Genomic DNA, 5,896 nt, shown 5'->3' on the forward strand with positions numbered 1-5,896 from the left:
CAGCGCGATCTGTGCCGACTCCTTCATCACGTCGCCGAGCTGCCCGGTCAGGATGATCCCGGCCCCGCCGGTCTCCGGGTCGGCCAGCGACGCCTCGACGAACAGGACGTCACCGCCGGCGCCGGTCACCGCCAGGCCCGTCGCCACGCCCGGGAGGGCGGTGCGCTCCGCCGACTCCGGGGTGTGCCGCGGCCGGCCGATGTAGCCGGGCAGGTCTCCAGCATCGATCGTCACCGGCAGGGTGGCCTCGCCGAGCGCCACCCGGGCGACGACCTTGCGCAGCAGCCGGGCGAGCGAGCGTTCCAGGTCACGCACGCCGGCCTCACGGGTGTACTCTCCGGCGAGCGCGTGCAGGACGTGGTCGCCGACCGTCACGTCGTCGACGGCGAGCCCGGCGCGGTCGAGCTGACGGCGCAGCAGATGCTCGCGGGCGATGACGACCTTCTCGTCCTCGGTGTAGCCGTCGAGCCGGATGAGCTCCATCCGGTCGAGCAGCGGCGCCGGGATCGCCTCCAGCACGTTCGCCGTGGCCAGGAACAGCACGTCGGACAGGTCGAGATCCACCTCCAGGTAATGGTCCCGGAAGGTGTGGTTCTGCTCGGGGTCGAGGACCTCCAGCAGCGCCGCCGTTGGGTCCCCCCGGTAGTCGGCGCCCAGCTTGTCGACCTCGTCGAGCAGCACCACCGGGTTCATCGAGCCCGCTTCGCGGATCGCCCGGACGATGCGGCCGGGCAGCGCGCCGACGTAGGTCCGCCGGTGACCGCGGATCTCCGCCTCGTCCCGCACGCCGCCGAGGGCGACCCGGACGAACGACCGGCCCATGGCCCGGGCGATCGATTCGCCGAGTGATGTCTTGCCGACCCCGGGCGGGCCGGCGAGTGCCAGCACGGCACCGCCGCGCCGGCCACCGACGACGCCGAGACCAGCATCGGCCCGGCGCTTGCGCACCGCCAGATGCTCGATGATGCGGTCCTTGACGTCGTCGAGCCCGGAGTGGTCGGCGTCGAGTACCGCGCGGGCCGCGGCGATGTCGTAGGAGTCCTCCGCCCGGACATTCCACGGCAGGTCGAGGATGGTGTCCAACCAGGTGCGGATCCAGCCGCCCTCCGGGGAGGAATCCGACGTCCGCTCCAGCTTGTCGACCTCCTTCAACGCCGCGGCGCGGGCCTTCTCCGGCAGGTCGGCGGCCTCGACGCGGGCCCGGTAGGCGGCCGGTTCGGAGCCGCCGTCGCCGCCCGCGCCGGAACCCGGACCGGAGCCGCCCAGCTCGGCCAGCTCCTTGCGAATGGCGTCGAGCTGGCGGCGCAGCAGGAACTCACGCTGCTGGCGGTCCATGCCCTCCTGGACGTCGCGGCGGATGGTCTCCGCGACGTCCAGTTCGGCCAGATGGTTCTTGGTCCACGCCAGCAGCCGTTCAAGCCTCGTGGCGACGTCCGCGGTGCCCAGCAGCTCGATCTTCTGCGCGGTGGTCAGGTAGGAGGCGTAGCCGGCGGTGTCGGCGAGCGCGGACGGATCGGTGATCGCCGCGACGGAGTCGACGACCTGCCAGGCGCCGCGCTGGCGCAGCAGGTCGGTGACCAGGGCGCGGTACTCCTTCGCCAGGTTCTCGACCTTCGCCGGATCCTCGCCGGTCCGCGCGGGGGCGGCGTCCGCCGGAGCGTCGAGAGTGCCGGACGGCGGCCCGGCCCCCTCGTTCACCACGGTGTCGCCCCACACGGCGTCGACCCAGGTGACGTCGCCGGGACCCGAGCGCACGCCGCCGACACGGGCCCGGGCGGTTCCGCGGACGATCGCGGCCGAGCCCCCTCGCGGCAACCGGCCGACCTGTTCGATCACCCCGACGGCGGCCACGTCGGCGAGCGTGCCGTCGGTCCTGGGAACCAGCAGCACCTCGGCGGGCCGGCCCGCCGGCTGACCGGAGATCCCCGGCGCCCGCGCGTCGGGAGCGCCGCGGGATCCGCCGGCACGGGCGGCTTCGACGGCGGCTCGGATCTCACCATCGGACATGTCGAGAGACACGATCATGCCCGGTAGCACGACGGCGTCGTCGAGCGGCAGGACGGGCAGCACCCGGATCTGTGGCATGTGGTCCACCTTCACGTGAAGAAGTTGAGTCACTTACACTGAAGTCCTTTTAGCTTACCGTTGTTCCCGGGATTGATCGCTGAGGGCGAACGCTTCTCGCTCGCGCCCTGATGATCAAAGAATTCGCGGGAAGGATCGAGGGTGGCCCGTGGTTGTGCGGGTTGGTAGTTGCATCTACAGGTAGAGGCGCCGGGATGAGCTGCTCGAGCAGGTCGACCGGCGATCGTGAGCCCGCCAGGAGGACGACATGCCTGCCGTCACCGCCGATACCGTCCGCCTGCCTCGGCTGGCTGAGCCCGCGCTCGGCAAGGTCGACCGTCCGGTGCGGAGGGTGACCACCGCGCCCACCGGGCTGGAGGGCGAGGGCTTCCCGGTGCGTCGGGCCTTCGCCGGAGTACGGCTCGCCGAGCTGGATCCGTTCATCCACATGGACGAGATGGGCGCCGTCGACTACGGGCCGGGCGAGCCCAAAGGAACCCCGTGGCATCCCCACCGCGGATTCGAGACCGTCACCTACATGATCGACGGAACCTTCCAGCACCAGGACTCGCACGGCGGCGGCGGACTGATCGCCGATGGCGCCACCCAGTGGATGACCGCCGGCGCGGGCATCCTCCACATCGAGACGCCGCCGGAGGAGCTTGTCGTCAGCGGCGGCCTGTTCCACGGTGTCCAGCTCTGGGTGAACCTCCCGGCGAAGGACAAGTTCTCCCCGCCGCGGTACCAGAACCTCGAGGGTGGCCAGGTCTCCCTGGTGTCCTCGCCGGACGGCGGTGCCCTGCTGCGGGTCATCGCCGGTGACGTCGGGGGCCACCGGGGCCCGGGTGCCACGCATACCCCGATCTCCGTCGTCCACGCGACGCTGACCCCCGGCGCGGCGGTGCACGTGCCGTGGAACCCCGAGTTCAACGCGCTCGCCTACGTCCTCGGTGGCCGTGGGACGGTGGGCCCGGACGCCACGGCGATCCGGGCCGGTCAGCTCGCGGTCCTCGGAACGGGGGATCTGCTCGGTGTCGCCGCGGACGACCGGCAGGACGCGTCCTCGCCGAACCTCGAGGTCCTGCTGCTGGGCGGTCGGCCGATCCGGGAACACGTCGAGGTGTACGGCCCGTTCGTCATGAACACCCGGGCCGAACTGCGCCAGGCCGTCGAGGACTATCAGGCCGGCCGGCTTGGGGTCATTCCGGCGAACGCACTGATGCCGCATCGCGTCTGAACCCGATGGCATTTCCGGGTTCCCGTGCGGACCTGAGGTGAAGGGCGTCCCGTCATCCGCCTGGCGCCCCGCACGATGCCCGCCCCCGCCTCGTACCAGCTCCGCCGCACCAGTTCCGCCGCATCCCCCGTCGTGCTTCTATATGCCACCGTGCGTGCTTCCGTAGGCCACGCCCGTGTCGGTCGAAAATATGGATCGTATGGTGGATAAGTGTTCGGCGCCGTCGACGGATCTCATGACGCGGGCGAGGGGCGGGGCATGTGGCAGGAAGCTGGATCGACGGGATCGGGACCCGACGGGGGGCCGCGGCCACGGCGGGCGGAATGGCCGGGGGCGAGTCTGCTCGGCCGCATGTCGCCGGAGTGCCGGGCGGAAATGCTGCAGATCGGCCTCTACCGGGAGTACGCGAGCGAGGAGATCGTGATGCGGGAGGGGGACACCACCAACTTCGTCGTTCTCCTGCTGAACGGATGGGTGAAGGTCACCGCGGCGACCGAGAACGGCGGCTTCGCGCTGCTGGCCATTCGCCACGGCGGTGACCTCGTCGGCGAGCTGGCGGGGGTGGATTCCGAGCCGCGTTCGGCGACGGTGACCGCCGCCGGGGCTGTGCTCGCGAAGGTGATCCTGGCCGAGGCGTTCGTCGCCTTCCTGCGCCGGCAGCCGGACGTGCACCAGATCGTGACCAGCACGATCGCGACGAAACTGCGCTCGGCGACCCGCCGTCGGGTCGAGTTCGGCGGGTGCCCGGTCGCGGTGCGGGTGGCACGGGTGATCCTCGAACTGGAGCGGGCGTATGGCGGTGCCGCCGGCGGTGGGCGATCGGTCGGGGTGTCCCTCACTCAGCCGGAGCTTGCCGCCCTGGTCGGCGCGGCCGAGCCGACAGTGCACAAGGTGCTGCGGGAACTGCGGCAGCGCAACGTCCTTGACACTGGTTATCGTACTGTCGTGATCCACGACATCGGGGCGTTGCGGCTTGCCGCAAACCCGTGAGAATACGGGGCGGTCGGTCCGCGTGACGCGGGACAGTGGCTGCTGTCCGGTTCTGGCCGCGGAGGTTGCCTGTGAGCGGAAGACCGCCCGGAATCCGGCGTATGTATATTGCCCTGGACACCGACCGGACCGGCACCGCGCCGCCGGGTGTGTTGCGGCCGAGAAGGTGGCAGCGTGACCTCGGTACGGTGGTGGACGAGGTGTGTGCGCTGGCCGAGATGGACCGGGCACACTGGATTTTTCCGGCCGTCGGCGGCGGTGAGATCGCGATTCTTCCGCCGGGCATCGACGAGGGCCGGGTCGTCGCTGCCTTCGTCCGGGCGCTGCGCATCGTGCTGTTTCACCTGAACGACTCCCGGCCCGATTCGGAGTGGGTTCGGTTACGCGTCGCGATGCACCAGGGAATCACCCGCGTCGACGAGTCAGGCTTCTCGGGACGAGCGGTGGTGAAGGCATCGGAACTGCGTGACTGCGCCGCCCTCCGGGCCGAGTTCGCTCGATGCTCGGCGGCCGACCTGGCGCTCGCCGTCTCCGCCGAACTGTTCGACGATGTCGTCGAACATGACTATCCCGAGCTGCGTGGCCGTGATTTTCACCCGGTGTGGGTGGATCTCGCGTCGATAGGTCGAGCCGATGCCTGGTTCCTGCTCTCCCGATCGGTCGACGCGGCAACCATGCCCGGCGTGGCGACGGCCTCCGGCGCGGCCATGTCCCTCGTGCGGGCTGTTCCCGGGTTCGGGACGGCCGCCAGGCCCGTGCTGTCGGTGGTCCCCGAACCGGACGCCAGGCGGTCAGCCGGCGGGTTCGACCCGGCCTTCCTCGGGCAGGCCCGTCGCCCACCTCTCCTCAATACGGCCGTACTTCCAGACCAGCAGAGCGACGGCCCAGGTGGCGACGAACAGGCCGACAACGAAGTAGCCGACGACGTTGAGATCCAGACCCGCGACCCAGTCCCAGAACCCGCCGGTGAGATGTGCTTTCTCGGCGAGGATGCCGAGCAGTTCGACGCTGCCGATGAGGAACGCGACCGCGACGGACAGCCCGGTAATGGTGATGTTGTAGTAGACCTTGCGGACCGGTTGGGAAAAGGCCCAGCCATAGGCGAAGTTCATGAACGAGCCGTCGATGGTGTCGAGCAGGCTCATGCCGGCGGCGAACAGGATCGGTAGGACGAGGATGGCGTACCAGGGCAGGCCGGCCCCGGCGGCGCCGGCGGCGAGGAAGAGCAGGGCGACTTCGGCGGCGGTGTCGAAGCCGAGACCGAACAGCATGCCGAGCGGGTACATCTGCCAGGGTCGGGTGATCGCTCTGGTGAAACGGCCGAGGACGCGGTTCATCAGCCCGCGGGAGTTCAGCTGCTCCGCTAGGCCGGCCTCGTCGTACCCGCCGCGGCGCATGTCGCGGAAGACCCTGATGATGCCGAGGAGGATGACGAGGTTGAGTGCGGCGATGGTGTAGAGAAAGCCACCGGAGACGGCGGTACCGATCCAGGCGGTGACGTCGTGCAGGGTCGAGCCGTCGGCTTCGATCTGCCCGGCCAGGGAGCGGACGCCGACGCTGAACAGCAGCGCCAGGGCGAACACGACCGTGGAGTGGCCGAGGGAG

At 70.3% G+C, this 5,896-nt stretch carries 5 protein-coding genes; 2 read left to right on the forward strand and 3 right to left on the reverse strand.

Going from position 1 to position 5,896, the window contains the following annotated elements; translation table 11 throughout:
• On the reverse strand, window positions 1–2,085 hold a 2,085-nt coding region (locus ACY45C_RS08390), incomplete at its 3' end, for an AAA family ATPase (protein ID WP_462187055.1).
• 247 nt (window positions 2,086–2,332) lie between these two features.
• Here ACY45C_RS08390 and ACY45C_RS08395 point away from each other — a divergent pair.
• Together ACY45C_RS08395 and ACY45C_RS08400 are read left to right on the forward strand one after the other, a co-directional pair.
• On the forward strand, window positions 2,333–3,301 hold the full coding sequence (locus tag ACY45C_RS08395) for a pirin family protein (protein ID WP_462187056.1): 969 nt from the start codon (window positions 2,333–2,335) through the stop codon (window positions 3,299–3,301).
• A gap of 258 nt (window positions 3,302–3,559) precedes the next feature.
• The gene (locus tag ACY45C_RS08400) at window positions 3,560–4,291 is read left to right on the forward strand and encodes a Crp/Fnr family transcriptional regulator (RefSeq protein ID WP_462187066.1); all 732 of its coding nucleotides are present in this window, start codon (window positions 3,560–3,562) and stop codon (window positions 4,289–4,291) included.
• 422 nt (window positions 4,292–4,713) lie between these two features.
• Here ACY45C_RS08400 and ACY45C_RS08405 read toward each other — a convergent pair whose 3' ends face one another.
• Window positions 4,714–4,854 carry a hypothetical protein gene (locus ACY45C_RS08405; RefSeq protein WP_462187057.1) on the reverse strand — a complete coding sequence of 47 codons (141 nt, stop codon included), beginning with the start codon at window positions 4,852–4,854 and terminating at the stop codon, window positions 4,714–4,716.
• A gap of 228 nt (window positions 4,855–5,082) precedes the next feature.
• Window positions 5,083–5,896: HoxN/HupN/NixA family nickel/cobalt transporter (locus ACY45C_RS08410; protein ID WP_462187058.1), on the reverse strand; the 814-nt coding region annotated here is incomplete at its 5' end.

This window comes from Frankia sp. CcWB2, assembly GCF_977927585.1.